Origin of the sequence: Limimonas halophila (assembly GCF_900100655.1) — a bacterium.
Taxonomy (GTDB): domain Bacteria; phylum Pseudomonadota; class Alphaproteobacteria; order Kiloniellales; family Rhodovibrionaceae; genus Limimonas; species Limimonas halophila.
Window position 1 is genome coordinate 28,267 of record NZ_FNCE01000004.1, and the last position, 24,115, is coordinate 52,381.

General features: G+C 67.8%; 26 protein-coding genes and 1 pseudogene. 8 read left to right on the forward strand and 19 right to left on the reverse strand.

Going from position 1 to position 24,115, the window contains the following annotated elements; all coding sequences use genetic code 11:
* Positions 1-103: 103 nt before the first annotated feature.
* The 3 genes from BLQ43_RS06990 to BLQ43_RS07000 all read left to right on the forward strand — a co-directional run bounded on the left by BLQ43_RS06990 (position 104) and on the right by BLQ43_RS07000 (position 3,481).
* Positions 104-1,330, forward strand: coding sequence for an ABC transporter substrate-binding protein (locus BLQ43_RS06990; protein ID WP_090019426.1), 1,227 nt, complete (start codon positions 104-106; stop codon positions 1,328-1,330).
* 74 nt (positions 1,331-1,404) lie between these two features.
* Positions 1,405-2,226 (forward strand): ABC transporter ATP-binding protein, encoded by an 822-nt coding sequence (locus BLQ43_RS06995; RefSeq protein WP_090019427.1) that lies wholly within the window; start codon positions 1,405-1,407, stop codon positions 2,224-2,226.
* Positions 2,227-2,251: 25 nt separating this feature from the next.
* Entirely contained in the window at positions 2,252-3,481 is a 1,230-nt protein-coding gene (locus BLQ43_RS07000; protein WP_090019428.1) for a phenylacetate--CoA ligase family protein, read from the forward strand.
* A 342-nt stretch (positions 3,482-3,823) separates the two neighbouring features.
* Here the strand turns inward: BLQ43_RS07000 and BLQ43_RS07005 are convergent, their stop codons facing one another.
* From BLQ43_RS07005 to BLQ43_RS07020, 4 genes are all read right to left on the reverse strand, one after another.
* Positions 3,824-4,840, reverse strand: a complete 1,017-nt coding sequence (locus BLQ43_RS07005) for an MBL fold metallo-hydrolase (RefSeq protein ID WP_090019429.1) — start codon at positions 4,838-4,840, stop codon at positions 3,824-3,826.
* Between the two features lie 108 nt (positions 4,841-4,948).
* Positions 4,949-5,968: a patatin-like phospholipase family protein gene (locus BLQ43_RS07010; RefSeq protein WP_245659498.1), complete on the reverse strand. Its 1,020-nt coding sequence runs from the start codon at positions 5,966-5,968 to the stop codon at positions 4,949-4,951.
* A 133-nt stretch (positions 5,969-6,101) separates the two neighbouring features.
* Positions 6,102-6,458 (reverse strand): hypothetical protein, encoded by a 357-nt coding sequence (locus BLQ43_RS07015; protein WP_090019431.1) that lies wholly within the window; start codon positions 6,456-6,458, stop codon positions 6,102-6,104.
* A gap of 91 nt (positions 6,459-6,549) precedes the next feature.
* The gene (locus BLQ43_RS07020; RefSeq protein WP_143006180.1) at positions 6,550-6,933 is read right to left on the reverse strand and encodes a hypothetical protein; all 384 of its coding nucleotides are present in this window, start codon (positions 6,931-6,933) and stop codon (positions 6,550-6,552) included.
* Positions 6,934-7,041: 108 nt separating this feature from the next.
* On the opposite strand from BLQ43_RS07020, the gene BLQ43_RS07025 reads away from it, so the two are divergent.
* Together BLQ43_RS07025 and BLQ43_RS07030 are read left to right on the forward strand one after the other, a co-directional pair.
* The gene (locus BLQ43_RS07025; RefSeq protein WP_090019433.1) at positions 7,042-7,434 is read left to right on the forward strand and encodes a hypothetical protein; all 393 of its coding nucleotides are present in this window, start codon (positions 7,042-7,044) and stop codon (positions 7,432-7,434) included.
* A gap of 76 nt (positions 7,435-7,510) precedes the next feature.
* Complete coding sequence (locus BLQ43_RS07030) at positions 7,511-7,927, forward strand: CBS domain-containing protein (protein WP_090019434.1); 417 nt, start codon at positions 7,511-7,513, stop codon at positions 7,925-7,927.
* Between the two features lie 21 nt (positions 7,928-7,948).
* On the opposite strand, the gene BLQ43_RS07035 is transcribed toward BLQ43_RS07030, so the two are convergent.
* On the reverse strand, positions 7,949-8,326 hold the full coding sequence (locus tag BLQ43_RS07035) for a helix-turn-helix domain-containing protein (protein WP_090019435.1): 378 nt from the start codon (positions 8,324-8,326) through the stop codon (positions 7,949-7,951).
* A gap of 165 nt (positions 8,327-8,491) precedes the next feature.
* On the opposite strand from BLQ43_RS07035, the gene BLQ43_RS07040 reads away from it, so the two are divergent.
* On the forward strand, positions 8,492-8,857 hold the full coding sequence (locus tag BLQ43_RS07040; RefSeq protein ID WP_090019436.1) for a helix-turn-helix domain-containing protein: 366 nt from the start codon (positions 8,492-8,494) through the stop codon (positions 8,855-8,857).
* Between the two features lie 8 nt (positions 8,858-8,865).
* Here BLQ43_RS07040 and BLQ43_RS07045 read toward each other — a convergent pair whose 3' ends face one another.
* Both BLQ43_RS07045 and BLQ43_RS07050 read right to left on the reverse strand, forming a co-directional pair.
* Positions 8,866-9,198, reverse strand: a complete 333-nt coding sequence (locus tag BLQ43_RS07045; RefSeq protein WP_090019437.1) for a HigA family addiction module antitoxin — start codon at positions 9,196-9,198, stop codon at positions 8,866-8,868.
* A 12-nt stretch (positions 9,199-9,210) separates the two neighbouring features.
* Positions 9,211-9,345, reverse strand: a complete 135-nt coding sequence (locus tag BLQ43_RS07050) for a type II toxin-antitoxin system RelE/ParE family toxin (protein ID WP_090019438.1) — start codon at positions 9,343-9,345, stop codon at positions 9,211-9,213.
* A 205-nt stretch (positions 9,346-9,550) separates the two neighbouring features.
* Between BLQ43_RS07050 and BLQ43_RS07055 the strand changes: the two genes are divergently transcribed.
* A complete protein-coding gene (locus BLQ43_RS07055; protein WP_090019585.1) occupies positions 9,551-11,887 on the forward strand; it encodes an SIR2 family protein in 2,337 nt (778 codons plus the stop codon).
* 108 nt (positions 11,888-11,995) lie between these two features.
* On the opposite strand, the gene BLQ43_RS07060 is transcribed toward BLQ43_RS07055, so the two are convergent.
* The 6 genes from BLQ43_RS07060 to BLQ43_RS07085 form a co-directional block, all read right to left on the reverse strand.
* Positions 11,996-15,160, reverse strand: a complete 3,165-nt coding sequence (locus BLQ43_RS07060) for an error-prone DNA polymerase (protein ID WP_090019439.1) — start codon at positions 15,158-15,160, stop codon at positions 11,996-11,998.
* 16 nt (positions 15,161-15,176) lie between these two features.
* The gene (locus tag BLQ43_RS07065) at positions 15,177-15,593 is read right to left on the reverse strand and encodes a type II toxin-antitoxin system VapC family toxin (RefSeq protein WP_090019440.1); all 417 of its coding nucleotides are present in this window, start codon (positions 15,591-15,593) and stop codon (positions 15,177-15,179) included.
* Positions 15,574-15,822 (reverse strand): FitA-like ribbon-helix-helix domain-containing protein, encoded by a 249-nt coding sequence (locus BLQ43_RS07070; protein WP_090019441.1) that lies wholly within the window; start codon positions 15,820-15,822, stop codon positions 15,574-15,576. Before BLQ43_RS07070 ends, BLQ43_RS07065 begins: the two co-directional genes overlap by 20 nt.
* A gap of 90 nt (positions 15,823-15,912) precedes the next feature.
* Positions 15,913-16,161, reverse strand: coding sequence for an antitoxin (locus BLQ43_RS07075; protein ID WP_090019442.1), 249 nt, complete (start codon positions 16,159-16,161; stop codon positions 15,913-15,915).
* A 70-nt stretch (positions 16,162-16,231) separates the two neighbouring features.
* Positions 16,232-17,716 carry a Y-family DNA polymerase gene (locus BLQ43_RS07080; protein WP_090019443.1) on the reverse strand — a complete coding sequence of 495 codons (1,485 nt, stop codon included), beginning with the start codon at positions 17,714-17,716 and terminating at the stop codon, positions 16,232-16,234.
* Entirely contained in the window at positions 17,655-18,359 is a 705-nt protein-coding gene (locus BLQ43_RS07085; RefSeq protein WP_090019444.1) for an ImuA family protein, read from the reverse strand. Before BLQ43_RS07085 ends, BLQ43_RS07080 begins: the two co-directional genes overlap by 62 nt.
* 216 nt (positions 18,360-18,575) lie before the next feature.
* Here BLQ43_RS07085 and BLQ43_RS07090 point away from each other — a divergent pair, with 216 nt between their 5' ends.
* Entirely contained in the window at positions 18,576-19,397 is an 822-nt protein-coding gene (locus BLQ43_RS07090) for a polyphosphate kinase 2 family protein (RefSeq protein WP_176758563.1), read from the forward strand.
* A gap of 149 nt (positions 19,398-19,546) precedes the next feature.
* Here BLQ43_RS07090 and BLQ43_RS07095 read toward each other — a convergent pair whose 3' ends face one another.
* From BLQ43_RS07095 to BLQ43_RS07115, 6 genes and pseudogenes are all read right to left on the reverse strand, one after another.
* Positions 19,547-20,089, reverse strand: coding sequence for a cytochrome b/b6 domain-containing protein (locus BLQ43_RS07095; RefSeq protein WP_090019446.1), 543 nt, complete (start codon positions 20,087-20,089; stop codon positions 19,547-19,549).
* A complete protein-coding gene (locus BLQ43_RS07100) occupies positions 20,086-20,436 on the reverse strand; it encodes a PepSY domain-containing protein (RefSeq protein WP_090019447.1) in 351 nt (116 codons plus the stop codon). The genes BLQ43_RS07095 and BLQ43_RS07100 overlap by 4 nt, the downstream gene beginning before the upstream one ends.
* Before the next feature lie 64 nt (positions 20,437-20,500).
* Complete coding sequence (locus tag BLQ43_RS07105; protein WP_143006181.1) at positions 20,501-21,694, reverse strand: hypothetical protein; 1,194 nt, start codon at positions 21,692-21,694, stop codon at positions 20,501-20,503.
* A gap of 108 nt (positions 21,695-21,802) precedes the next feature.
* Positions 21,803-21,928 (reverse strand): annotated as a pseudogene (locus BLQ43_RS14905) (hypothetical protein); the annotation flags it as partial.
* Positions 21,929-22,025: 97 nt separating this feature from the next.
* A complete protein-coding gene (locus BLQ43_RS07110) occupies positions 22,026-23,399 on the reverse strand; it encodes a sensor histidine kinase (RefSeq protein ID WP_090019449.1) in 1,374 nt (457 codons plus the stop codon).
* Positions 23,396-24,067 (reverse strand): response regulator, encoded by a 672-nt coding sequence (locus BLQ43_RS07115; protein WP_090019450.1) that lies wholly within the window; start codon positions 24,065-24,067, stop codon positions 23,396-23,398. Before BLQ43_RS07115 ends, BLQ43_RS07110 begins: the two co-directional genes overlap by 4 nt.
* Positions 24,068-24,115 lie beyond the last annotated feature (48 nt).

A 24,115-nucleotide genomic window follows, 5' to 3' on the forward strand; every position in this document is an offset into this window, starting at 1 on the left:
CCCGGTCCGGCCGCGCGCCGGACCCAACACGGCACCCGAAATGGGGCCGACCCACAAACCAGGGCCCGCAAAGGCCCGCGACGAACGGAGGAGGGTTAACGTCATGACGCGCATCGGATTGCTGGCTGCTGCCGGCATCCTGGCGGCGGGGACGATGTCCGCGCAGGCGCAGGAGATCCCGGTCGGACACCTGGCGGCCTACACCGGCCCGACGTCCGACGTCGGGCAGGTCTACGGGCAGGGCGTCGAGGACGCCATCGCCTACATCAACGAGCACGGCGGCATCGCCGGGCAGGAGATCGAGAAGGACACGGTCGACTACGGCTACAAGACCGGGCGCGCCATCTCGACCTACAAGAAGTGGAAGACGCAGCTGGAGCCCGTGGCGATCCAGGGTTGGGGCACGGCGGATACCGAGGCGCTGGTGCGCTTCGTGGCGCGCGACAAGATCCCCTACCTCTCGGCGTCCTACTCCGGCCACCTGACGGACCCCAAGGGCGATTCCCCGCACACCAAGGTCGCGGCACCCTACAACTTCTTCTACGGCCCGTCCTATTCGGACGGCTGCCGCGCCATGGTCGAATGGGCCAAGAACGACTGGGAAAAGGCCGGCAACGAGGGCACGCCGCGCTTCATCCACATGGGCGACAGCCACCCCTATCCGAACGCGCCCAAGGAAGCCTGCGCGGCCTATGCCAAGGAACTCGGCTTCGAGGTCCTCGATCCGATCGTGTATTCGCTCTCGCCCGGCGACTTCAAGGCGCAGTGCCTCTCGCTCAAGGAAAAGAACGCGGACTACGCCTATCTCGCCAACACCTCGGGCTCGAACATCTCGCTCTTGCGCTCCTGCGAGACGGTGGGCGTGGATGTGCAGTTCCTCACCAACGTTTGGGGTTTCGACGAAACCTCCGTCGATCCGGCGGGTGAGGCCGGTGACGGCGTGGTCTTCCCGGTCGGCGCGGCGATCTGGACCGACGACGCGCCCGGCATGGAAACCATCCGGGAGATCGCCGGCAGCGACGAGCGCAAGGCGCTGCACTACATGCGCGGCGTCTGCTCGGTGATGTTCATGGCTGATGCCATGAAGCGCGCCGCCGCGAACGGCGAGGTCACCGGACCCGCCATCAAGGCCGGCCTGGAGAGCATGGAGGGCCACGTGCCCGACGGCATGGAGGGCGTCTGCCTGCCGCACACCTGGACCGCGGACAACCACCGCGGGACCACCAAGGTCATGGTGTACCAGAACGACTACCAGGGCGACGGCGAGATCGCCTTCGAGCATCTGACCACAATCGACCTGCCGCGCCGCGACGACTGGCTCGGCTGGTAACGCGGGACGACGGGGCGGGCCGGAGCCCGCCCCGTTTGTGCCTTTCCCCATCGCCGCCCGCAGAAGGTGCCGCCATGTCCCAGGCCGCCGCCGACCCGCAGACCGACACGGTGCTCAGCATCAACAACATCGAGGTCGTCTACGACGAGGTCATCCTCGTCCTGCGCGGGGTGACGCTGGAGGTGCCGCGCGGCCAGATCGTCTCGCTGCTGGGCGCCAACGGCGCGGGCAAGTCCACGACGCTCAAGGCGATCTCCGGCTTGCTGCTCACCGAGCGCGGGGAGATCACGCGCGGCTCGGTGAGCCTCAACGGCGAGGCCATCACCAACCACCCGGCCGAGGACATCGTCCGCAAAGGCGTCTTCCAGGTCATGGAAGGCCGCCGGCTGGTCGAGGACATGACGGTGGTGGAGAACCTGCGCCTGGGCGCGCACACCCGCAAGGATCGCGGCGCCATCAACCAGGACATCGAGCAGGTCTTCGAATACTTCCCGCGCCTGGCCGAGCGGGCGAAGGGCCTGGCCGGGTATCTGTCGGGCGGCGAGCAGCAGATGCTCGCGATCGGGCGGGCGCTCATGGCCCGGCCGAGCGTGCTGCTGCTCGACGAGCCCTCGATGGGCCTCTCGCCCATGCTGGTGCGCGAGGTCTTCGGCATCATCGAGCGCATCAACCGCGAGCAGGGGCTGACGATGCTGCTGGTGGAGCAGAACGCCAACTGGGCGCTGCACCTCTGCTCCTACGGCTACATCATGGAGAACGGCAAGGTCGTCCTCGACGGCACGCGCGAAGAGCTGCTGAACAACGAGGACGTGAAGGAGTCCTACCTCGGCGGCGGCGAGGAGCGGCGGTCCTTCAAGAACCTCAAGAGCTACAAGCGCCGCAAGCGCTGGCTGTAACCACCCAATCGAACAGGAGCCGGCGATGAGCGCGCCCCTCGACCCGCGCGAAACCCGATCCGACGCCGAGCGCGCGGCGGAGCTGGCCGAGCGCCTGCCCGCCCAGATCGCGCGCGCCCAGGCGGCCACGCCGCACTTCGCCGAGACGCTGGCGGACGTCGACTCCCAGCGGATCACGACGCGCGAGGCCCTGGCCGGGCTGCCGGTGCTGCGCAAGGCGGACCTGATCCAGCGCCAGGCGGACGCGCCGCCCTTCGGCGGGTTGGTGGCCGAGGACAGCGGTCCCTTCGAGCGCGTCTTCCAGTCGCCGGGACCTATCTACGAGCCGCAAGGCGGGGGTACCGACGTCTGGCGCTTCGCCCGCGCGCTGCGCGCGGCCGGGGTCGAGCGCGGCGGCGGCATCGTTCACAACACCTTCAGCTATCACTTCATGCCCGCCGGCTTCATGTTCGACAGCGCGGGCAAGGCGCTGGACTGCCCGGTGTTCCCGGCCGGCCCCGGCCAGTCGGAGCAGCAGGTGCGCGCCATGGCGCAGCTGCGCCCGCGCTACTACACGGGCACGCCGTCCTTCCTGAACATCCTGCTGGAGAAGGCGGACGAGCTGGGCCTCGCCGTGGACAGCCTGGAGCGCGGCCTCGTCACCGCCGAGCCGCTGCCGGCCTCGCTGGTGGATCACTTCCGCACGCGCGGCATCGAGGTCTTTGAGTGCTACGGCACCGCCGACCTCGGCCTCATCGCCTATCAGACCGAGGCGCGCGAGGGGCTGGTCGTGGACGAGGACGTCGTCGTCGAGATCGTCCACCCCGGCACCGGCACGCCCGTTGCCGACGGCGAGGTGGGGGAGGTCGTGGTCACGACGCTCAACCCCGACTATCCGCTGATCCGCTTCGCCACGGGCGACCTGTCCGCCGTCATGCCGGGGACCTGCCCCACGGGCCGCACCAAGATGCGCATCCGCGGCTGGATGGGCCGCGCCGACCAGACCACCAAGGTGCGCGGCGTCTTCGTCCACCCCGAACAGATCCAGGAGCTCGTGGGGCGCTTCGACGCCGTCCGCCGCGCGCGGCTGGTCGTCGAGCAGGCCGACCACCGCGACGTCGCCACGCTCTATTGCGAGACCGCAGACAGCGGGGACGGCTTGGCCGAGCGCATCGCCGAGACCTTCCGCGCGGTCTGCACCGTCGGCGCCGAGGTGCACCTCGCCGCCCCCGACACCCTCCCCAACGACGGCAAGGTCATCGCCGACCAAAGATGATCTTTGGAAACGTCTGTCAGGCCAACGGACGCCTTCCAAGCGAGATGGTTGCGTCCGTCACGGGGAAAGTGCCAGCTCTGACCAGTGTTTTTTTCATTGTACGATGATCTTTGGAAACATCTGTCAGGCCCACGGACGCCTTCCAAGCGAGATGTTTGCGTCATACAGACGCTCATTGAGCGGAACCTACGACAAGTCGAGGATGTACCAGCGGAGTCTCGCCAGGGTCCTTTCTCCTTTAGGAGAAAGACAGAATGAGACCATGAGTTCCTCTCATTGCGCATGCGTATCAATCACGGGGACGGTGCCGGCCCTGACAACCGTGTGCGTGTCGCGCGCTCCTCAGACGGCGGTGTAGCGCCACACCCCGTCGCCGTCCGTCTCGCGGGTCAGCCGGCCCGCCGCCAGCAGGTGGTTGAGGTGGGCCAGCGTCTCCGCCACGGCGAAGCCCGTCTGGTGATCGTCCAGCGGCCGGTCGAAGAGCACCTGCGCCACCTCCATCGCGGTGGCGCCGTCGCGGCACGCCGTCAGGCAATCGTTCAGCCGCGCGTCGTGGTGCGCGCGCAATTCTTCGCAGCGCCCGTGCAGGCCGTGGAAGGGCGCGTCGTGCGAGGGCAGCACCAGCAGCCCCTCCGGCAGGCCCTCCAGCCGGTTCAAGGACGCGAGGAAATCCGCCAGCGGGTCGGCGTCCGGTTCGCTGGCGTTGACGCCCACGTTGGGCGAGATGCGCGGCAGGATCTGGTCGCCGGAGATGAGGATGCCGTCGTCGGGCGCGTAGAGGCAGGCGTGCGCCGGGGAATGCCCGCCGCCAACGATCACGTGCCACGTCCGCCCGCCGATGTGCAGGCCGTCGCGGTCGCGCAGTTGGCGGTAGCTGCGCGGCAGCGGCGCCACCATGCGGGCGTAGGCGTCGCTGGTGCGGTGCACGTAGTCCAGGTAGGCCGCCCCGCACCCGGCCGCGCGGTAGAAGGCGACCACGTGGTCCGTCATCCCGGCGTCGAGGTCGACGCTCAGCAGCCGCCCCGTCAGCCACTCGGGGCGCGTCATCCAGATGGACGCGCCGTGCGCCTCGGCCAGCCAGGGCGCCGCGCCCACGTGGTCCGGGTGGAAGTGGGTGAGGACGATGCGCCCGATCGGCTTGTCGCCGAGCGTCGTTTGGGTGAGCTGCTGCCACGCGGCCCAGGTGGCGTCGTTGCCGATACCGGCGTCCACGACGGTCCAGGTGTCGCCGTCGTCCAGCAGCCAGACGTGCACGTGGTCCAGCTTGAAGGGCAGGTCCAGGCGCACCCAGTGGATCCCGGGGGCCACGCGCACGGCCGTGCCGGGCGCCGGCCGTTCCACATCCAGGTAGCTCACCATGCCGGGACGCACCTCCGCGCGGGTGGGGCCGGGCGTCGCCCGGCATCCGGGCAAGCTTGATGCTGCGGTGCAGCGGCGTCAACGCGCCGTCGCGACCGGGTGGGGCCGTTACGTGGTGTCGCGCTCGATGTCGATCGTCGAGCGCGCGCCCAGGTCGCGGCGATGGTCCGCCAGCCAGCCGTCGGCCTGCTCGCGGCCCCAGGCGTGGAGCTGGTTGAGGAAGCTGCGCTCGGCGTTGAGCTTGGAGGCGGCGGAGAGGTGGCGCATGGGCTCGGGCACGTCCACGCGGTGCAGGCGCACGGGCTTGTGCCCGTCGGATTCCAGCTTGTGCTCCGCCACCAGGCGCGAGACGAAGTCGATCGCCCGCATCTCGCGCATGAGCGTGGCGTTGAAGCTGATCTCGTTGACGCGGTCGAGGATGGCCGGGGTGGTCGTGGGCGTTTCGTCGCGGGCCAGCGGATTGACCTGTACGATCATGATGTCGCTGGCGTCGCAGTTGTAGATCAGCGGGAACAGCGCCGGGTTGCCCATGTAGCCGCCGTCCCAGTAGGGTTCGCCGTCGATCTCCACGGCCTGGAACACGTGGGGCAGGCAGGCCGAGGCCATCACGGCTTCGGGCGTCATCTCGCGGGTGTGAAAGACGCGCAGCTTGCCCGTTCGCACGGCCGTGGCGGCGACGAAAAGCTTGATGCAGTCGCAGGCGCGCACGCGGTCGAAATCGATCGTCTCCCGCAGCATCGCAAGCAGCGGGTTCCAGTTCATCGGATTGAACTGATAGGGCGAAAAGTACCGGCTGATCGCGTCGAAGATCATGTAGCCGGGACTGTATTCCATGTTCCACGGCACGGCCATGGCGTCCAGCGGCGTGCGCACCAGCGGGCCGAAGCGGCCCATGTGGATCACGGTGTCCCAGAACTGCGCCAGCCGCTCGCGCGCGCCCTGGTTGCCGCCGCGCGCCATGCCGTCCGCGAGCACGGCGGCGTTCATTGCCCCCGCCGAGGTGCCGCTGACGCCGTCGATGACGATGTCCGGCTCCTCCAGCAGGCGGTCCAGCACGCCCCAGGTGAAGGCGCCGTGCGCGCCGCCGCCCTGAAGCGCCAGGTTCACGCGGATGGGATCGCCGCTCACGCCGCCTCCCGTAACGCGGATGACGGCTGCCGACGGGTATGCCGTGGAATCGGTTCGTTGTGCATCGCGGCATGCGTGTCGCATGCCGGCACGGGCGCTGGCAAGTGCCTCGCGCGCGGAAGGGGCGGGGGCGTCACTGCTGGCCCAGGTCGCGCACCACCTTCATGAAGGTTTCCTTGTCGGGGCGGTCCATGTGGTCGCGCAGCCAGTTCTGCGCCGCCGGGCCGCCGTCGCCCGCCCAGGGCTGCTCCTTGGACAGCGCGAAGACGAACAGCTCGTCGTCGTCGCTCAGGTCGCGGCGCAGGAAGTCGCGGATCTCGTCGGTGTCGCGGCACTCGATCTGGGCGATATCGTCGCCGTCGATGGCATAGGCCGTGGGCGTGATGCACTGCCCGGCCAGCGTGGTTTCGATGCGCCGGCACATGCGGGAGCGCCGCGCGTCGGCACCGGAATCGTCGTTGACGGCGAAGGTGATGAGGTAGACGGCCATGCGAGGACTCCCCACCGCGCTGCGTTCGGCGATCGAAGCATGGCGTTCCTGTGCCCGCTTTGCAAAAGGCGATCGCGCGTGGCGGTCGGCCTCATCCGCGGTCCTCCCCGGCCACGGCGCGGACGCGCGGGGCGGCCGTGCGGCGCTGGGCGCGCAGCCGTTCGCGCAGGGGCGGCCGGTCCAGCAGCCAACGGGCGATGCGGATGACGATGCGCCGGCGCAGGCGGCGCAGCATGTGCAGATCGTCCGAAAGCACCACGAGCCCCACCGGCAGCATCCACGCGCCCAGAATGGGCAGGAAGGCGAAGAAGCCGCCGAAGATGAACAGCAGCGCCGCGCCGCGCCGGAACCAGCCGTTGGGATGGTGCTGAAGCCAGCGGACGTAGAAATCCGCATAACGAGCTGTTTGGCGTACGCCGCGCTGCCGCGCCAGCCAGCGCACGCGAGCTTTCAGCCACGTCTGGAATCGGGCCATACCCGGAGTGGAGCGCGTTCGCACCCGCCGCGTCAAAGCGCAATCCACGGCCGCTGACAGATGACCCGCCAAACGCTATCTCGGGGGCGGCACATCCGGAGGAGCCTCATGCCCGCGCTGCTGGACACCGCCGCCATCGTCGCCGGCATCGCCGCCCTGGCCGGCGCCGGCCTGGGAATCGCCTTCCTCGTCCGGGGCGGGGCGTGGACGCCGCCGCGCCCCGCGATCCTCGCGCACGCGCTGCTCGGGCTGGGCGCGGTGGCGCTCACGATCGCCGTGGTCGCCGTCGGGCCGCCCACGCGCACCGAGCCCGAGGGCGGCATCAGCTTCGGCGTGCTGGCGATGGCGTTCCTCATCGTCGCGGCGGCCATCGGCGCGGCCGGGCACAAGGTGTCCACCAGCCAACCGGGCGTGCGCGGCTTCGTGCTCTCCGCCCACGCGCTGTTCGCCGTGTTCGGCTCGGCCCTGGCGATCGCGGCGGCGGTGACGGCGAGCAATTAGGCTGATCCGGGCGGCATCCGCCTGCGTATCGGGGGATGCGGCGGAGAGCCGCGCCAGTCCAGCGCCGGAGGCGAACATGCGTGTGGGCGATCTGCCGGGCCTGATCGCGGACCGCGACCTGGCGGCCGTGAACGACGAGCTGACGGTGCTGGACGCGGCGGAGATGATGACCGACCGCCACATCGGCGCGGTCATTGCCCTGCGCGCGGGGCGGATGTCCGGCATCTTCACCGAACGCGACCTGATGACTCGCGTGGTGGTGCCGGGGCTGGACGTGCGCACGACCTGCGTGGCCGACGTCATGTCGCGCGCCGTGGCGACCGTGACCGTCGATGAGCCCGTCGAAACCTGCCTGTCCCGCATGCGCGAGGGCGGCTTTCGGCACCTCCCGGTCGTGGACGCGGACGGCGAACCCTTCGCCATGCTCTCCCAGCGCGACTTCCTCACCCGCGACGGCGAGTCCGCCGCGCTGGCGTTCGGCACGGCGGGGTAGGGACCCCAGCCCGAACCGCCGTCACCCCTCTCGCGCGTTCAGGAAGGCCAGCAGGCCGCGCAGGTAGCTGCGCATGAGGTGGATGCTTGCGGCGTCGGCGGCGCGGGCGGTGCGGACAAAGGCCAGCAGGGCCGAACGGTGCTCGCTGTCGTGGCGGGGCAGGTCGGCGAGGTCCGTCAGCTCCGGCAGGCTGACGCCCAGGGCGGCGGCGAAGCGCGCGGCGTCGGGCAGGCGTACGCTGTTTTTGCCGATCTCGATGTCGCGGATGGCCTCGGGCGACTTGCCGACGCGCTCGGCGAACTGCGGGCGCGTGAGGTCGGCGTGACCACGCAGCTCGCGCAGACGCGCGCCGAAGGCCTCCTTCACCGTCGCATCGGTCACATCGTCCACACCGGCCATGCCCGGAGCATCCGCTCAAGCCGGCGCAGAAAGAATACGTTCCCAACGTATCTATCTAGACATTAACGGTCGTCTCGTATATTCGTAACGCCAGTTCTGGGCGCAGCGCTATATATTTCGGCGCTCTGAAGACCGGATCAGACGTTGCGGCTATACGGAGGCTTCATGGTCGAAAAGTTCCCAACCGAGTGCGCCGAGGACCGTGCCTTCGACGCCGCGCTGGGCCGCACCGTCGCCACCTACCGCGAGGCCGTGGGGATGAGCCGCGAACGGCTGGTCGCCAAGATGCCCATCACCGCCGGGCACCTGCTGGCCTTCGAACGCGGCAACGCCGGTTTGACGCTCAGCCGCGTCGTCGCCCTCGCCGAACAGCTCGACGCCGACCCCCTCGACCTCATCCTCGAAGCCCTGGTCGCCACCCGCCGCCTCCACCACCTGCCCGGCTCCACCACCCGCCTCGTCCACGCCATCCACCAAATGCACCCCGCCAAACGGGAGCACGTGGCGGACATCGTCGCGCTGATGGGGTGAGCGGCGCCTCAAGTCCGGCCGGGGTCGCGCTGACCGCTCTCCGCCGCCTCGGCGTCCGGCCGCGCGACGGGCGCGATGTCGATGCTGTCCGCTGCGGCCTCGGCGCGTGCGAGATCGTGTTCCATCTGCAAGCTCAGCCAGGTGCGCGGTGTGCTGCCGAACGCCTTGGAAAGCCGCACCGCCATTTCCGGCGAAATCCCGGCCTTCTCGTTGACGAGGTTGTTCAGCGTGTTGCGGTTCACGCCCAGCACCCGCGCGGCCTCCGTCACCGTGAGGCCCAACGGCTCCAAGCATTCCTGCCGCACGATGCGGCCCGGATGCGGCGGGGTCTTCATGCGCATGGCACAGCCATCCTAATGATAATCGACGAAATCCACGTCTCGAACGCCGTCTTCCGCGAACGTGAACACGATCCGCCAGTTCGCGCGAACCGTGATCGCCCAGAAGCCCCGGTAATCGCCCTTCAGCGCGTGCAGGCGAGATAACAAAGAGAATTCGTACGCACCCCTCTATCAGCGAGCGTCCGTAAACCGAACATCATAAAGAAAAAACACGCCCACTCCACCGATTCAAGCCTAACACGACGCCTTATATTTTGGCCATAGAAATGCACGCGCAGCACGTATAATCGCGGTCGTTGACACGCCCCGCAGCGTAGCTATACTAAAACCACAAAAACCATTGGAGGATATTATGAGCCTTCAGATCGAAAATGAAAACAGCCTTAACGCAGCCCTGAAAAGCAACGTAAATTTATTTCTTGGTGCGGGTTTTTCTAAGCTTTCTGAGGATGCAAATAATCAAACCCTTCCACTGGGTTCTGAACTCAAAGACGAGCTAATAACTAAATTCGGGTTTCCAGAACATTACGGGAATCTCAACTTAGATCAAATATCTCAGATATTGCGTACTAAACATGACGAACATTTTATGAAATACCTCATAAATCGCCACAAGGTAAAAAATTTCTCCGAAAAATATTATAATTTGAAAAACATATCTATAAGCTCCATTTTTACGACGAATATAGATGATTTAATTTATAAAGTTTTTTTTGATATATCAGAATACTATATTCACGACCTTTCGCTTCGCGGGCCGTCGTTGTCGTCTGGATACGCTGTCAACTTTGTGCCTCTTCATGGCACAGTTAATCATGTTAGGCCAAGTTTAACGTTCTCGTCCGAAGATTTGGCGTCTGCGTTTTCTGAGGATCCTGATCAGTGGCATTTTTTGAAGCAAAAAATTCGGGAAATGCCGACAATTTTCTGTGGGTACAGTTTGTCTGACGCTAGTACGTTGAAAGTATTGTCCGATAAATTTGGAAATATCGGCGGCAACAATGCCAAATGGATACTTGTTACTGATTTGAGAGATGAAGTGGTTGATTTTTACAGAAGTTTCGGGTTCAACATTATTAGCGGCGATATTGAAGATTTGTTAGATTATTTTTCGAGGGTTAATGCAAATAAGGTCATTAAGCAAAATGTATCTAGCACAAGTATTCAGTTCCCAGACGAAAAAATACCAAGTATTGAAGAGGTTCAATTTGTTCGGCCGTTGCATAATTTTTTCAACGGCGCAAAACCCGTCTGGTCTGATATATATTCGGGTAAAATCGCTGAAATCAGTCATCTGGATAAGTTAATAGATGACATTGATGGGAACAATAATTCGATACTGATTGGTCTTCCAGCGAGTGGGAAAACAACTATGCTGATGCAGGCAGCGGCATATACGTCAAACGAAAAACATAAGTTAATGGCGGATTATATGCCTGTCGAACATGCGCATCAAATTGTTCAAAAATTAAATGGTGAACCAGCGATAATATACTTGGATCAGTTGTCCGATAGCGTAGAAGCGTTTAATTTTATAAAGAATAAAAATAATATACAAGTAATTGCTACAGAAAGAGAGTATAATTACGAGATTGTATCTCATTTAGTTGATAAAAGCGGATGCAAGCTGAGAAATATAACCGAATTATCTGATCGAGATCGTCAGAAAGTCTACGATAGTCTTCCCGAAGATCTTAAAGTTGGCAATATGAAAGATCCAAAAATGGAGGGCGATAAGGAGCCCTCTCTTTTTGAGATGGTCGATGCAAATATTAAAACGCAGTCGATCAAACGTCGCTATAGAAGTGTGATTAGTGAATTGAATAGTAAATACCCGAAATTAGCAAAATTATTTGTTATGATTTGTTACGTACACATGACAAGGGCGCCTGTTTCGTTTGACATGATTCTATCTTTTGTTCGTAGTGAAGGGTATGGTATTGATGATATTCAGGGGCTGATAGAACAGCTTGGGGAGTTTGTGGTTGACTATGATGGGCCGTGGGTGGATACAGAACAGGATCACTTTTTTCCAAGGTCTAGTTGGGTTTCAGAGGTGATTTTGGATCAGGTTCCTCAAGAATTGCTTAAGAATGTTTTAAAGCAATTTCATTATAACTTGTCGCCGATACGTATTGCTAGGTTTGATGTGTTTCAGCGGCGAGCATTTGATGCGGAATTATACGTTCGGGCGTTTAAGAGCGCTGATGAAGGGGAAGAATTTTATCGGTTCCTTTCAGAAAAATACGACAATCCGTTTATTTATCAGCAGGCTGCTCTGTTTCTCGCGGAAAAACGAGCTTTTCGGAGAGCGTTTAGGTGGATTGATGAGGCGATCCGTCGGACAGGCGGCCGTGTAAGGTCGATAAGGCATTCTCATGCAATAATATTGTTCAAAGCGAATATTGGTGCGGATGAGGAAGAGGAGAATGTTCGAGAAACATTGGATAAGAGCATGGAAATCATTCGTGATTGTTATTTTTACGACAAAAGAAAGACATATCACGTAGTGACATTCGCGGAGCAAGCGCTTCAATATTTCGAGCGATACGGTGATGAGAAAAGTAAAGAGTATCTGAGGACAGGTAAGGAATGGTTAGAGGAGGAGTCACGAAAAAAGCCTTGGCATAGGAACGTAAAAAGATTAATGGTGAAAGTAAATGGCGCGTTGCTGCGCGTGGAGGGATAGCTGGTGCTATCATTGGATAGAGTTAAGATGATTCTGAGGGCATAGACGATGTGTTAGTGTTGCTAGGTTCGGTGTGCGTGACTGAACCGATGCAACAAGCTTTGTTGCTCAATGAAAATCCCGTGAGGGGTACACCGGCTCCGGGCCGGGGTGTTTGACCTCGTCGGCGTGGGCGAGGGAATTGGCGAAGGTTGGAGACTGGAGCGTGGCGAGGCGGTCGGTGAGATCCCAGAGCTGTTCGGCGACGAGGTGGATGACGAGGCCGTCGCGCTGGATGGGGCCGCGCAAGCCCAGCAGGCTGGCTTGCAGGAAGGTTTGGCGATACTGCGCGAACACGCCGGGCCAGAGCACGATGTTCGCGATGCCGCTTTCGTCCTCCAGCGTGGCGAAGATCACGCCCTTCGCGCTGCCGGGGCGCTGGCGCACCAGCACCAGCCCCGCCACCTGCACGCGGCGCTTCGGCTCGATGTCCCACAGCGCCTCGGTGGGCACGAAGCCCGCCTCGCGCAGCCCATCGCGCAGGAAGCTGACGGGATGGGCGCGCAGCGTCATGCGCAGGCTGGCGTAGTCCTCGGCCACGTTCTCGCCCTCGGACAGCTCGGGCAGCCGCACCTCGGGCTCCGGCCCGCGCTCGCCCGCGTCCAGGCCGTCGAACAGCGGCAGCGGCCGCGCGTCCGGAAGCCCCTTCACCGCCCAGAGCGCGTGCCGCCGGTCCAACCCCAGCGAGCCGAAGGCGTCCGCGTTCGCCAGCGCCTCCAGCGCGCCCGCGTCGAGGCCGGTGCGCCGCCAGAGCGTGTGCACGTCCGGGTAGCCGTTGCCGCGCGCCGCCTCGACCGCGCGCCCCGCCGCTTCGCCCAGGCCCACCACCTGCCGCAGCCCGAGCCGCAGCGCCTGGCCGTCTTCCGAGGGTTCCAGCGTGCAGTCCCAGCCGGAGCGGTTCACGTCCACTGGGCGCACGGTGACGCCGTGCTCGCGCGCGTCGCGCACGATCTGGGCGGGCGCGTAGAAGCCCATGGGCTGGCTGTTCAAGAGCGCGCACGCAAAGGCCGCCGGATAGTGGTGCTTCAGCCACGCCGAGACGTAGACCAGCAGCGCGAAGCTGGCGGCGTGGCTCTCGGGAAAGCCGTAGGTGCCGAAGCCCTCGATCTGCTTGTAGCAGCGCTCGGCGAAGGCGCGGTCGTAGCCGCGCGCGGCCATGCCCTCCACCAGCCGTTCGTGGAAGTGGTGCACCGTGCCGTGGCGGCGGAAGGTCGCCATGGCACGGCGCAGCCGGTCGGCCTCGCTGGGCGTGAAGCCCGCGGCCGTGATGGCGATCTGCATCGCCTGCTCCTGGAACAGCGGCACGCCCAGCGTCTTGCCCAGCACGCGCTTCAGCGCCTCGCCGGGGTAGGCGACGTCCTCCCGGCCGTTGCGCCGGCGCAGGTAGGGGTGGACCATGTCGCCCTGAATGGGGCCGGGGCGGACGATCGCCACCTCGATGACGAGGTCGTAGAACGCGCGCGGTTGCAGGCGCGGCAGCATGTTCATCTGCGCCCGGCTTTCCACCTGGAAGACGCCAAGGGAGTCCGCGCGCGAGAGCATGTCGTACACCCCCGCGTCGCCCTCCGGCACCGTGGCGAGGCCGTGGCGCGCGCCGTGGTACTCGGCCAGCAAATCGAACGCCTTGCGGATGCAGGTGAGCATGCCGAGGCTGAGCACATCGACCTTGAGCATGCCCAGCGCTTCCAGGTCGTCCTTGTCCCATTCGATCATCGTGCGCCCGTCCATCGCCGCGTTGGCGACGGGCACGACCGCGTCCAGCCGCCCGCGCGTCATGCAGAAGCCGCCCACGTGCTGCGAGAGGTGGCGCGGGAAGCCCTGGATTTCCTCGATCAGCGCCAGGGTCTGCGCGAGGCGCGGGTCGTCCGGGTTCAGGCCCAGCGCGCGCAGGCCCTCGGCGTCGCCGCCCTCGCCGTCGCGGCCCCAGACGCCGCCGGCCAGCGCGGCGATGGTGTCGGCGGACAGGCCCATGGCCTTGCCCACCTCGCGGATGGCGCCGCGCCGGCGGTAGCAGATGACGGTGGCGGCGATCCCCGCGCGCTCGCGGCCGTACTTGGCGTAGATGTACTGGATGACCTCCTCGCGGCGCTCGTGCTCGAAATCGACGTCGATGTCGGGCGGCTCGCCGCGCTCGGCGGAGACGAAGCGCTCGAACAACAGGTCCATGCGCGCGGGATCGACGGCGGTGATGCCCAGGCAGTAGCACACCGCCGAATTGGCCGCGGAACCGCGCCCCTGGCACAGGATGCCGCGCGAGCGCGCGAAGCGGACGAGGTCGAAGACCGTCAGGAAGTAGGGCGCGTAGCCGAGCTGCCCGATCAGCTCCAGCTCGCGGCGCAGGGTGTCCTGCACGCGCTCGGGCACGCCGTCCGGGTAGCGGCCGCGCGCGCCCTGCCAGGTGAGGTGTTCCAGCTCGGCCTGCGGCGGGCGCGAGCGGCCGGCGCTTTCCTCGGGGTACTCGTAGGACAGCTCGTCCAGGGAAAAGTGGACGCGCGCGGCGATTTCCTCGGTGCGGGCGAGGGCGTCGGGGCGGTCGCGGAACAGCTCGCCCAGGCGCTCGGGCGACTTGAGGTGGGCTTCCGCGTTCTTCGCCAGCCGCCGGCCAGCCTCGTCGATCGTGCAGCCCTCGCGGATGCAGGTCAGCACATCCATCAGCGGCTTGCGCGCGGGCGTGTGCATGGCCGCATCGCCCAGCGCCACCAACGGCATTCCTGTTTTGTTCTCTAGCTCGTCCAGCGCGGCGAGGCGGCGTGCGTCCCAGCCGTCGAGGGCGACGCGCGCGCCCAGGTAGCAGGCGCCGGGGAAGGTGGCGCCGAGGAAGGCGAGGGCGTCGGCGAAGGTCTGGTCCGGTTCCGGGCCGTCGGGCGGCACGACGATGGCGAGCTGGCCCTCGGCGTGGGCGGGCAGGTCGGCGAGGTCGAGCCAGCAGTCGCCCTTGGGCGCGCGCCGCTTGCCGCGCGTGAGCAGGCGGCACAGCCGGCCCCAGGCGGCGCGATCCGTCGGGTAGCAGATGACCTCCGGCCCGTCGCGCAACACCAGCCGCGCGCCCACCAGCAACGGGAGGTCATGCTCGCGCGCGGCCGTGTGCGCGCGCACCACGCCCGCCACGGTGTTGCGGTCGGCGACCCCGATGGCCGAGAGCCCGAGCGCGCGCGCCGCCACCACCAGCTCGTCCGGGTGCGAGGCGCCGCGCAGGAAGCTGAAGTTGGTCGTCACGGCGAGGTCGGCGGTCATACGGCTTTATTAGCGATCAGCCGGTCACGACGTCGCGGACATACGGCTCGTATTCGGTGTTTGCGACGGCCGCACATAGTCGTTTGTCGGCGGTCAGCAGATGTGCATTCGCCACTTCCGCGGCTGCCAGGAAAAAGCAATCGTAGGCTGGATGGTCCAGGGCACGGCTGATGCGCCACGCCGTCAGGGACAGGGTTTCGTCGGGAATCAGTTCGATCCGGCCGCCCCCACATCGGAAAACGAGACGATAGCCGTCGTCCGCATCGATGTCGCCGCGCCGGACTTTTTTCCAGGCAATATTGGCGATTTCGCACACCAGCAGGCTCGGCGCCATGAAGGTGGTTTCGTCATCCAGCCAAGCGAATGCCGCCTCGTGGGCCTGCTCCGCGATGAACCATTTGATGAAAACGGAGCTATCGATAATCCGAATCATTGTCGCGGTCCGCGCGGATCAACTCGACGCTGTCGGACTGGGGGCGCTGGGCTGTCTTGGCGGCGATCCGCTCGGCCTCGCGGCGAAAGCTCGCCCAATTGGGTGTGTTCGCCGATGCAGTGATCAGGTCGCGGACCTCGGCTTCCAGCGAGCGGTTGTGCGCCTTCGCGCGCGCCTTCAAGCGCTCGATGGTCGCTTCGTCCAGATCGCGAATGGTCAGCGTGGCCATAACGGCCCCTCCGTTCGCCGGTCGTCTGCCAGCATCGTAGCTGAACATCTTTGATGCGCGCCATCGCTGGGACGCTGTCGAGCAGAGCGTTCATGCGAACATGTCGCGCCGCGGCGCGGCTGGCTGGGCGCGGCCCTCGGCCATGAAGGGGGCGTCGCCACCGGCCTCGTCCAGCGCGGCGAACCACGCACCCGCGTCGGTGAACATGGGCTCCAGCAGCACCCCGCGCCCGACGCGGCGAACGCGCACCCGGTCGCCCTCGAAGCGGAAGGCGCTGGGCAGCCGGACGGCCTGGCTGCGGCCGTTGCGGAACAGCCTGGCGATCGCGGACTCACCCATGTCCCACCTCCATCCAAGTCTAGATTAATGACATAGCTCGCGGGTCATGACCTGCAATGCTGCGCGGGTGTCACCCGAACACCCCCTGCACGCTCCACCGCTCGCCGTGGCGGGCGGCCCAGAGGCGGCGGCCGGCGTCGGTTTCCAGGCGCAGGTGATCGCGCGGGGCGGCCTCGGGGGCGCGCCACCACGCCGGGCTCAGGCGCTCCAGGCCCTCGGCGGCGGCGACGCGGTGGTCCAGCCCGCCCCAGTGCAGCGCGCGCGGCCGGCCGTCGGACGTGTACCCCCTCACGTCCAGGCGCGGGGCGGGGTAGAAGAGCCGCACGGGGCGCGGCGGCACGGCCGGCCAGGCATCCGCACCGGGCCGCGAGAGCGGCGGCATCCAGGTCACGGCGCGCTCGGGCGTGTGGGTGTCGCGCGGGTGCGGGCGCGCCACCGCGCCCTCGCCCAGGCGGGCGGTCAGGCGGTCGATCAGCGCGGCGAGGTCGTCGCGCTCGCGCCCGGTGCCCAGCCCGGCCTGCGCGGCGGTGAAGCGCTCCACCGCCGTCGCCGCCAGGGTCGCGACCTCCACGCCGAAGCCGGCGTCCAGTTCGTCCAGACGCTCGTGCAGCAGGCGCGTCAGATGGGCGGGCTCGCGGCTGGCACGGCTGGTGCCCACGGCCACGGTCTGCAGCGAGCCGTCCACGCGGTAGAGCGTCAGCGCCAGCCGGCGCGCGCCCTGTTGGTCCGTCTCCAGCCGGCGGGCGAGGGCGGCCGCCAGCTCTTCCATCGCCGCCCGGATGTCCTCGCGCCGCCCGATGGGCTCGGCGAAGGCGCGGCGCACGCGCAGCGGCGGCGCGGGGGCGATGGGGGTCACCGGCTCGCCCGCGCGCCCCAGGGCCTGATCCAGCCGCTGCGCCACGGTTCGGCCCACGCGCGGCGCCAGGGTTTCGGGCGGGATGGCGCACAGCGCCTCCAGGCGCGTCAGCCCCAGGCGGTGCAGCATCCCCGCCTGCGCCGGGGCGATGCGCAGCGCTTCCGGCGGCAGCGGCGCCAGGGCGTCGTGCTCGCCGCCCTCGGGGCAGATCGCGGCCGTCTCGCCAGCAAACCGCGCCAGCGCCCAGGCCGCGCCCACGGTGCCCGCCAGGCCCGCGCGGGCGCTCAGGCCCAGGTCATGCAGGCGCGCCAGGAGGTCGGCCAGCAACGCCGCCTCGCCGCCGAACAGGTGGGCGCAGCCCGTGACGTCCAGCAGCACGCCCGCCGCGCCGGCACTGTCGTGGCCGCCGTCGGGCGCCGTCCACGGCGTGTAGCGCCCGCACCACGCCGCCAGGCGGTGCAAAGCCCGCGCGTCCGCCGCCGGGTCGTGGGGCTCGCTGAGCAGGTCCGGCACCTGGGCGCGCGCCTCCGCCAGCGGCAGGCCGGGGGTGAGGCCCGCCGCCGCCGCGCGCGCGTCCACGGCCGCCACGGTGAGGCGGTCGCCGTCGCCGCGCGCCAGCACCCAGGGACAGCCAGGATCAGCCCGCCGCCGCTCGGTCGCGAAGCGGGGCAGCCAGAGCGAAACGACCCGTCGCGTCATCCCAGATCACCTCGAACTCGGTCGGCAGCCCGCCGCGCACGCGCGCCAGCTCCACCCGCCAGCGCGGCCCGCTCGTCAGCGAGATCCGCGGCAGCGCGCCCACCCGCCAGCGCGTGACGGCGGCGCTGGGCTCGGCGCGCGTGGGCGGGATGCGCCGGCGCTGGAGCAGCAGCCCCGTCACGCCGCCCGCCTCGGCGGCGAGCTGCAGGCGGCGCACCGACGTGCGGCCCAGGTGCCCGACCTCGCCCACGGCCGCCGCCAGCGCGGGACAGCGCAGCGCCTCTTCGAGCGTCCACAGCACCCCGGCGTCGTCCGGGGCGCGGGCGCACAGCAGGCGCGCGGGCGGCACGCCGTAGCCGGCGATGCCGGGCGGGTAGAGGTCGAGGGTGCGCGCCACCCAGAGCACGGGGCCGTCGGCCCGCGCCAGCGCGCGCCCGGCCAGCGCCAGTGCGAACCCGGCGGCCGGGCCGTCGTCCCAGCCCGTGCGCGCGGGCACCACCTCGTGCACCGCCGCGCGCGCCAGGCCGCCGCCGGGCAGAGCGGTGTCGAGCGCTTCGGCGCCCAGCGGCAGCACGCCCGCATCGGGGGCGTTGCCGCGTTCCAGCGCGCGGATGCGGGCGCGCAGGTGGTCCAGGTCGGCCATGAAGCAGTCCCCGGCCCGCGGCCGGCCCCGATGATTCACGCTCAAAGTTCATGTTTTGTTCTAACCTGTGCAGCCCCGATCGTCAAAGCACCGTTCGGGGGAGGTCATCCGGCGGGCGCGCGTGCGATCGCCACCGGCCGCGTTTTCGCCTTGCGATGGCGGGCCGGGTGTGGGGAACTGCCCCATAGCTGTTTGTTTGCCGGTGGAGGGCGTGCCGTGGACCAGCCGGATGCCATGCCGGACGCCGCGTTCACCCTCGCGGACGTGCCCACCCGCGCCAAGCTCGCCGGCCGCTACCGCGATGGTCTGGTCGCACTGCAGGCGGCGCTGCGCACCCTTCAGCTCGCCTACATGCGTCAGGGCCTGCGCGGCATCGTCGTTTTCGAGGGCTGGGACGCCAGCGGCAAGGGCGGCGTCATCCGCCGCATGGCGTCCGTGCTGGAGCCGCGCGCCCTCAACTACTGGTCGATCGGGCCGCCGCCAGCCCGCTGGCAGGGGCGGCACCACCTGGAGCGGTTCTGGCAACTCCTGCCCGAAGCGGGCCGCCTGGCCGTCTTCGACCGCTCCTGGTACGGGCGCGTGCTCGTCGAGCGCGTGGACGCCTTGACCGAGCGCGCGGCCTGGCAGCGCGCCTACCGCGAGATCACCGACTTCGAGCGCATGCTGCTCGACGACGGCGTGCACATCGTCAAGCTGTTCATGCACATCAGCGCCGAGGAACAGCGCCGCCGCTTCAAGAAGCGCCTCGCCGACCCGGAAAAGCGCTGGAAGCTGTCCGTGGCCGACATCCGCAACTGGGAACAGCGCGACGCCTATGCGCGGGCGATCGAGGACATGATCCGCCTGACCTCGACCGAGCGCGCGCCCTGGCACGTGATCCCGGCGGACAACAAGAAGGCCGCGCGCGTCGAGGCCCTGCGCGTCATCCACGACACCCTCGCCGAGGGGGTCGACCTGCGCCCGCCCACGATCGACGCCGAAACGGCGACCGCCGCCCGCACGCGCCTGGGCCTCGATCTGCCCGGGGATCTTCAATAGCCGCGCCGTCTGTGCGGCAGCACCGCAACCGGAATGGCCCGCGCGGCGATGCCGCGCGGGCCGGGTGGCACCGGGCGCCGCGAGCCGGGGGTACGGGCTCTGGGGGTTGGGGGAGCGTGGCGACCCGGTGCCGCAATCGCCGGACCAAGCTAGTGCGACCGCTTGCGTCCCGTGATCATGGCCGCGACCAGGTTCTCGTGGTGCAGCAGGCTGGTGGCGACGACGCCGGCGATGTGGATCAGCACCAGGATAAGGCAGGCGTTCGCCGCCAGTTCGTGCAGCTCCTCGGCGGCTTTGCCCAGGCTGTCGGTCAGGATGCCGGTCGCGCTCGCGGCAAGCAGGCTTGCCAGCAGCGCCACGATCATGGCGCCGCCGGCCGGGTTGTGGCCCAGATGCCGCGGTGCGCGCCCGGCTGCGAGGGCCCGAAGATACGCCAGCAGGGCGCGTGGCCCCGGCACGAAGTCGTCGAAACGCGCATGCCGTGGACCGACCAAGCCCCACAGGGCGCGCACGCCGACGATGGCGACGATCGCGTAGCCGGCCAGTTCGTGCACGCTCATCCACGTCTCGCCGGTCAGGTAGGCCACGGCGAAGCTCGTCGCCAGCGACCAGTGCAGCGCCCGGAGCAACGGATCCCAGACGGACACGCGCGGTGTGTCCGCCGCGTGCCCGCCCGTGGCGTGAACGGTCATTCCTCGCGCTCCTCGCGGATGATCCGCCCGGTTCCGGCGTCCACGTCGACCTCGACGCGGTTGCCGTCCGCGGTGCGCGCGTCCGCCTCGTAGCGGCCGTCGTCGCGGTCGATGTCGCGGACATCGGTGTAGCCATGCGCCTTGAGCGTGTCGCGAACCGCGGCCGCGGACACGCCGGCGTCCCCTTCCGAGCTTTCATGGTCGTCGCGGTCGTGGTCCGTCTCGGTCATCCCGTCAGCCGACGCGATCGTGAGGGGCGTACCGGCGATCTCCGCCGACACGGCCGTGCCGCCGACCGCGACGGCGCCGGCCAGCAAGGTCAGGGCGACATAGCTTCCCAGTTTCATGGCAATCTCCCATCGGCCTGGGCCGGGCGGGGAATGACCCCGCCCGCGGGTCGATCCGGATGGTTCAGGCGAACCCCAGGGCGTCGGCGCCGAACGCACTCTCGAAGGCGCTGGCGTTGAAAATCTGGCTGTCCGCGTCGGCACCGAGATTGGTCGCGGTCACGGTGACCTCACCGGCCGTCAGCGTGACCGACCCGTCCGTGAGATCGTCGTTCCTGACGCCGATATCCCCCAGCTGGTCGATGCCCTGGAAAAACAGCTGATCGTCCTCGGCGAAGTCGTCGATCGTGACGGTCGAGCTGCTCCCGGTATCGAAGATGAAGCGATCCGCGCCGCCGGCACCGGACAGCGTGTCGACCGCCTGATTGCCGTCGATGTTCTCGCTGGCCGCGGTGCCGACGGCGACGGGGGCGGGGCCACCTTCCGAAGGAAGGGCCGGCACGCCCTGGCCGCTCGGTGTGCCCGGATCCGGGGCGGCCACGTCGGAAGCCAACGCGGGATCGAGTTGGACGCCACCGGGATCGAAGGAACCGTCCACGGTCTCGCCGCCCAGGGCCACGGCGAAGCCCGCCTTGCCGGGCACCACGCTCGCCGTCGCGCCGCCGTCCGCGAAGGCGACGGTAACTTCGCCGTTCAGGGCGATTTGCGCCTGCGTTCCGCCGTTCGACAGCGTCAGGGTGTTGCCGCTGGCGGCGACGTTGAAATCGGCCAGGCTGCCGCCGAGTTCCACGGCATCGCCCGCACCGCCGCCGAAGGTTACCGTGGCGCCGGGTTGAACCTGAACCGTCTCGGCAGCCGAGGTTCCGCGCACGTCGGCATCGAATCCGAGCGAAAGGGTCTGCGGCTGCCCGGTGAGCGTGAGAACGTTCAACTCGCCGACATCCGGGGCGGGGGGACCGTCCGGCGTACCGGGGTTGCTGTTTGCGTCGTCGGGGTCACCGCTGCCGGCATCGTCCCGGTCGCGAGCGTCGTCGCGATCCCTGTCCGTCTCGCGATCCTGGCCGTCGTCATCGTCAAAGCGATCGTCGCGGTCGTCGTCGTCGGAATCCCGATCGTCCGCGCCGCTGTCATCGTCGAAACGGTCGTCGTCGTCACGCTCGTCGCGCACGCCGTCTTCGGTTCGAATGGCGCTGGCCGGCACGGCCGAGGCACTGACGCCGTCGAGCACGACGCTGCCGCCGGCGTGGGTGACCGCTGCGCCCGTGTCACCGTCGGCAAGCGTGACGGCCGACGCGGGTTGATCGTCGAAGATGAGCACGTCTGTGCCGGGCTCGAAGTCGGTGATGACGTCGTTGCCGTCGCCGCGCTCGAATTCGAAGCGATCGGCACCGCCGTTGCCCGTGAGCGTGTCGGCACCGCCCTCGCCCTCGATGACATCGGCGGCGGGCGTCCCGGTCAGCGTGTCGGCACGTCGGGTGCCTTCGATCTCGCGGCCGTCGAAGCCCGCATCGTCCCGGTCGTCGTCGAAGCGATCGTCGCGATCCTCGTCCATCGTGACCTCCGGTCTGGCTCTCCCCTGGCGCGCTGGGCGCGCCGCGTTGACTGGGGAGAAGCCTACTGGGGTCGGCTGACGAGCACCTGACGAGCTGTCAGGTTTTTTCGGCGGCGTGCGCCGGGGCGGTGAAATCCAGCACGAAGGCGGCCCCGCCCAGATCGCTGTCGTGGACCTCGGCGCGGCCGCCGTGAGCCGCCATGACCTCGGCCACGATCGCCAGACCCAGGCCCACGCCGCCGCGGCGCCGGCCCCCGCCGGGACGGTGCCGGTAGCGGTCGAAGATTTCGGGTTTCGCGGCATCGGGGACGCCGGGTCCCGCATCGGCCACGGTCACGCGGGCGCCAGGGCCCACGCGCACGTCCACCGTGCCACCCTCGGGGACGTGGGCGAGCGCGTTCTCGATCAGGTTGCGCAGGGCCATGTCGATGGCGTCCCCGTCCCCGTTCACAGTCACGGGCGTGTCGGGTGCGTCCAGCCCGAGTTCCTGGCCCTGGTCGAGGGCGATTGGTGCCATTTCCGCCACCAGTCGGCGCGCCACCGCGCTGAGGTCCACGCGTTCGTGCACGGGGGCTTCCAGGGCTTCCGCGCGCGCCAGGGCAAGCAGCTGGTTGGCCGTGCGCGTCAGCGAGTCGATTTGTTCGCGCAGGCGCCGGGCGCGCGGGTCGGTCAGGTGATCCACCTCCAGCTTCAGGCGGGTCAACGGCGTGCGCAGCTCGTGTGCCGCCATGGCGGCGAAGTCGCGCTGACGCGCCGTGGCCCGCTCCAGGCGTGCCAGGCCGGTGTTCACCGCATTGACCAAGCTGGCGACTTCGCGCGGCAGGCCGTCGGCGGGCAGGCGGCTGTCCAGCCCGCTCTCGCCCAGCTCCTCGGCCGCGCGCGCCACGCGCACCAGCGGGCGCAGCGCGCGCCGCATCGCCAGGCTGGCGACCACGATGAGCACCAGCGCTACCGGCAGAATGGACAGCACGACGTGCTCGATGGCCTCGTCGATCAGCGCGCGTTGCGTCAGCGCGTCGAATTGCAGTTCGGCCTCGTTCGCTTCCACGCCGACATAGGCGACCAGCGGCCCGTGCGGCGTCGATGTCCGGCGCACCGCGAGCCACGCGGGGTCGTCGCCGAGATCCAGATGGATGAGCCCCTCCGGCATCCCGGGCGATCGCGCGGCGAACCGGCGCACGCCGGCGAGCAGGTCGTCGTCGCCCCGCCCGGACGGTGCATCCGACCAGTGCAGCACCGCGGCGGCGTGGGCGGGGACCGCGCCGCCGGGAAACCCGTCCCCGGGGCCGTTCGCGCGGGCGCGCTCGACCACGCGGTCGGCCAGGTCTTCGGCGCCGACGCGCCGCAGCCCCTCGTGGTCGGTGAGGTAGAAGCCCAGCAGCAACGGGATCTGCAGCAGGACGGCGATCACGCCGACCGCAACGAGGCGTGTCACCACGATGCGCTGCAGGGTGGGGTGCGGACGGCTCATGGCACCCGCAGGATGTAGCCGACGCCGCGGACCGTGGCGAGGCTCACGCGCTCGCCCGCCGGGCGGAGCTGGCGGCGCAGCCGCGACACGGCCGCTTCCAGCGCGTTCGGCGTCACCGCTTCGTCGAAGCTGTAGAGGGTATCCTGCAGCGTTTCCCGCGTAACCACCTGGCCGTGGTTGCGCATCAGCACTTCCAAGAGCGCGCTCTCGCGGCGGCCCAGGTCCAGATGCGCGCCGTCGAGGTAGGCTTCGCGCGCGGCCGTGTCGAACTGGATCGGGCCGAGGGTCATCACCGTGCCCAGGGCGGCGCTCGGCCGGCGGAGCAGCGCGCGGCACCGGGCCTTCAATTCGTCCAGGGCGAACGGTTTCACGAGGTAGTCGTCGGCGCCCGCATCCAGCCCGGCGACGCGATCGGACAGCTGGCCGCGCGCCGTGAGCACCAGCACGGGCGTGGTGTCTTGGCGGTGGCGCAGGGCGCGCAGCAGCTCCAGGCCGTCGCGGTCGGCAAGCGTCAGATCGAGGACGAGCAGATCGTAGGCCGCGACGTCCAGCAGATCCCGCGCTTCGCCCACACCGGCCGCCGTGTCCACGGCGTAGCCGTCGTGGCGCAGGCCATCGGTCACGAGGTCGGCGACCCCCGGATCGTCCTCGACCACCAGGATGCGCATGCGGCGTGCGCTCTCATTGGGGACAGCGGGTGCCACGACTGTGTGATG

What these genes read in the sequence shown, in the direction of transcription:
- BLQ43_RS07065 (WP_090019440.1), bottom strand. Translation starts at nt 15,593, where the DNA reads ATGATTCGGATTATCGATAGCTCCGTTTTCATCAAATGGTTCATCGCG.
- BLQ43_RS07030 (WP_090019434.1), top strand. Translation starts at nt 7,511, where the DNA reads ATGCGTGTGGGCGATCTGCCGGGCCTGATCGCGGACCGCGACCTGGCG.
- BLQ43_RS07055 (WP_090019585.1), top strand. Translation starts at nt 9,551, where the DNA reads ATGAGCCTTCAGATCGAAAATGAAAACAGCCTTAACGCAGCCCTGAAA.
- BLQ43_RS07015 (WP_090019431.1), bottom strand. Translation starts at nt 6,458, where the DNA reads ATGGCCGTCTACCTCATCACCTTCGCCGTCAACGACGATTCCGGTGCC.
- BLQ43_RS07115 (WP_090019450.1), bottom strand. Translation starts at nt 24,067, where the DNA reads ATGCGCATCCTGGTGGTCGAGGACGATCCGGGGGTCGCCGACCTCGTG.
- BLQ43_RS07110 (WP_090019449.1), bottom strand. Translation starts at nt 23,399, where the DNA reads ATGAGCCGTCCGCACCCCACCCTGCAGCGCATCGTGGTGACACGCCTC.
- BLQ43_RS06990 (WP_090019426.1), top strand. Translation starts at nt 104, where the DNA reads ATGACGCGCATCGGATTGCTGGCTGCTGCCGGCATCCTGGCGGCGGGG.
- BLQ43_RS07025 (WP_090019433.1), top strand. Translation starts at nt 7,042, where the DNA reads ATGCCCGCGCTGCTGGACACCGCCGCCATCGTCGCCGGCATCGCCGCC.
- BLQ43_RS07020 (WP_143006180.1), bottom strand. Translation starts at nt 6,933, where the DNA reads ATGGCCCGATTCCAGACGTGGCTGAAAGCTCGCGTGCGCTGGCTGGCG.
- BLQ43_RS07080 (WP_090019443.1), bottom strand. Translation starts at nt 17,716, where the DNA reads ATGACGCGACGGGTCGTTTCGCTCTGGCTGCCCCGCTTCGCGACCGAG.
- BLQ43_RS07095 (WP_090019446.1), bottom strand. Translation starts at nt 20,089, where the DNA reads ATGACCGTTCACGCCACGGGCGGGCACGCGGCGGACACACCGCGCGTG.
- BLQ43_RS07060 (WP_090019439.1), bottom strand. Translation starts at nt 15,160, where the DNA reads ATGACCGCCGACCTCGCCGTGACGACCAACTTCAGCTTCCTGCGCGGC.
- BLQ43_RS07035 (WP_090019435.1), bottom strand. Translation starts at nt 8,326, where the DNA reads ATGGCCGGTGTGGACGATGTGACCGATGCGACGGTGAAGGAGGCCTTC.
- BLQ43_RS07005 (WP_090019429.1), bottom strand. Translation starts at nt 4,840, where the DNA reads ATGGTGAGCTACCTGGATGTGGAACGGCCGGCGCCCGGCACGGCCGTG.
- BLQ43_RS07045 (WP_090019437.1), bottom strand. Translation starts at nt 9,198, where the DNA reads ATGCGCATGAAGACCCCGCCGCATCCGGGCCGCATCGTGCGGCAGGAA.
- BLQ43_RS07000 (WP_090019428.1), top strand. Translation starts at nt 2,252, where the DNA reads ATGAGCGCGCCCCTCGACCCGCGCGAAACCCGATCCGACGCCGAGCGC.
- BLQ43_RS07070 (WP_090019441.1), bottom strand. Translation starts at nt 15,822, where the DNA reads ATGGCCACGCTGACCATTCGCGATCTGGACGAAGCGACCATCGAGCGC.
- BLQ43_RS07040 (WP_090019436.1), top strand. Translation starts at nt 8,492, where the DNA reads ATGGTCGAAAAGTTCCCAACCGAGTGCGCCGAGGACCGTGCCTTCGAC.
- BLQ43_RS06995 (WP_090019427.1), top strand. Translation starts at nt 1,405, where the DNA reads ATGTCCCAGGCCGCCGCCGACCCGCAGACCGACACGGTGCTCAGCATC.
- BLQ43_RS07075 (WP_090019442.1), bottom strand. Translation starts at nt 16,161, where the DNA reads ATGGGTGAGTCCGCGATCGCCAGGCTGTTCCGCAACGGCCGCAGCCAG.
- BLQ43_RS07100 (WP_090019447.1), bottom strand. Translation starts at nt 20,436, where the DNA reads ATGAAACTGGGAAGCTATGTCGCCCTGACCTTGCTGGCCGGCGCCGTC.
- BLQ43_RS07085 (WP_090019444.1), bottom strand. Translation starts at nt 18,359, where the DNA reads ATGGCCGACCTGGACCACCTGCGCGCCCGCATCCGCGCGCTGGAACGC.